General features: G+C 77.6%; 1 pseudogene. It reads left to right on the forward strand.

Going from position 1 to position 617, the window contains the following annotated elements:
- Positions 1-617: pseudogene (locus tag HW577_RS26145) on the forward strand (hypothetical protein); the annotation flags it as partial.

Here is a 617-nt window from a genome sequence, read left to right on the forward strand (position 1 = left end):
TGCGGCGCGCCGCCGGCGCTGGACGATCCGGGCCCCCGCGCGCTCGGCCTCGCGCCGGGGGAGGGCGTCATACTGATCGATCCCTGCGATCCGGCACGCGCGGCCGCGGCCGAGGCAATGCGCGCCGCGGCGCGGGCCGCCGGGGGACGGCGCCTCGTCATCCTGCGCGATCCCTTCGCACCCGTCGCGGCACGTCCCCTTTTCGACGGGACGCGCCCGGGACGCCTGTCGCCCTGGACACTGATCGACGCCGCCGCGACGCTGCATGCGCTGCCGGGTCCGATGGCGCTGCTCGCGCGCCTCGCCGGTGTGGCGGCCGAGGGTGGCGGGGCGGCCGGACTCGCGTGTCTGGCGAGGCTGATCGCGGCGGCTCGCTGCGTCGATCCGACCTCCGCTCGCGCGATCTTGATCGAAGACGCGCTGGCGCTGCTCGCGTCCTGGCGGGCGCTGGACCTCACGAACCGCTCCGTGGCCGTCTGCCTTGGCATGTCCTTCTGGAAGCGGCGGCGCATCGGCGCCGCGCTCGCCTGCGAGGCGCCGCCGCCCGCCTTCCTCCGCGGCACCGGCGCGGCGCTTGCCGAAGCGGCCCGGCGCGGGGGGGAGGTCGCCGTCTGGGC

The organism is Neoroseomonas rubea, from assembly GCF_016106015.1.
Classification (GTDB): Bacteria; Pseudomonadota; Alphaproteobacteria; order Acetobacterales; family Acetobacteraceae; genus Neoroseomonas; species Neoroseomonas rubea.